This window comes from Rhizobium sp. LARHSG275 (assembly GCF_052871115.1).
Map to the genome: position 1 here is coordinate 1 of NZ_JBIXJN010000058.1, position 1,058 is coordinate 1,058.

Genomic DNA, 1,058 nt, shown 5'->3' on the forward strand with positions numbered 1-1,058 from the left:
CTAGAGCGGGATTGTTTTAGTCGGAATCGGAACAGGGATTCCCTTTCTGGTGCAAATCAGATTCACCATTCTGGCGGGTGCAGGAGGCCGGTCTGGATGGCGAAACCTTTTTCGGATGATCTTCGGGAACGCGTTGTTGGCGCAGTAACGCGCGAGGGCCTGTCGTGTCGAGCGGCGGCAAAGCGCTTCGGCATTGGCATCAGCACCGCGATCGACTGGGTCCGGCGCTTGCGTGAGACGGGCAGCGCGGCTCCCGGCCAGATGGGCGGGCACAAGCCACGGGCGATCTCAGGTAAACATCGGGTCTGGCTGATCGATCGCTGCCACATGCAGGCGTTCACCTTGCGCGGGTTGGTGGCGGAACTCGGAGAGCGCGGCCTGAAAGTGGATTACAGCGCCGTCCGGACCTTCGTGCATGAGGAAGGGCTAAGTTATAAAAAAAGACGTTGGTCGCCAGCGAGCGCGAGCGGCCCGATGTTGCCGCCCGGCGGGCGCGCTGGCTGAAGCATCGCCATCGCATCGATCCATCTCGCCTTGTCTTTATCGACGAAACCTGGACGAAGACGAATATGACGCCGCTCAGGGGCTGGGCGCCGCGCGGCGAACGGCTGTTGGGCCATGCGCCCTTCGGCCACTGGAATACCATGACTTTTGTCGCAGCCCTCAGGGCCGACCGCGTCAGCGCACCGTGGATCATCGACGGCCCGATCAATGGCGAACGCTTTCGCATCTATGTCGAGAGGGTGCTGGTACCGGAGCTCAAACCCGGCGACATCGTCGTCATGGATAATCTCGGCTCGCACAAGGCCGGCGCTATCCGTGCCGCCATTCGCAAGGCCGGCGCCCGATTGTTCTTCCTGCCGCAGTATTCCCCCGATCTCAATCCGATCGAAAAACTCTTCGCCAAGATCAAGCACGAGCTGCGCAAGGCGCAGGCTCGAACCCGACAGGCCATCGACGACGCGCTGGCAGCCACCCTTCAAACCGTCTCGCCGAAAGAGTGCCAAAACTACTTCAAGGAAGCCGGATATGAACGGACATAAAACAATCCCGCTCTA

At 61.0% G+C, this 1,058-nt stretch carries 1 protein-coding gene; it reads left to right on the plus strand.

The genetic code is table 11. The features are described 5' to 3' along the window. The first annotated feature begins 96 nt into the window (after window positions 1-96). Window positions 97-1,043, plus strand: a protein-coding gene (locus ACIPSK_RS32995; protein WP_222282285.1) for an IS630 family transposase whose coding sequence is annotated in 2 segments (ribosomal slippage) — window positions 97-435 and window positions 438-1,043 — 945 coding nt in all. Because the reading frame shifts where the segments join, the coding sequence is not laid out codon by codon here. The last annotated feature ends 15 nt before the right edge of the window (window positions 1,044-1,058 follow it).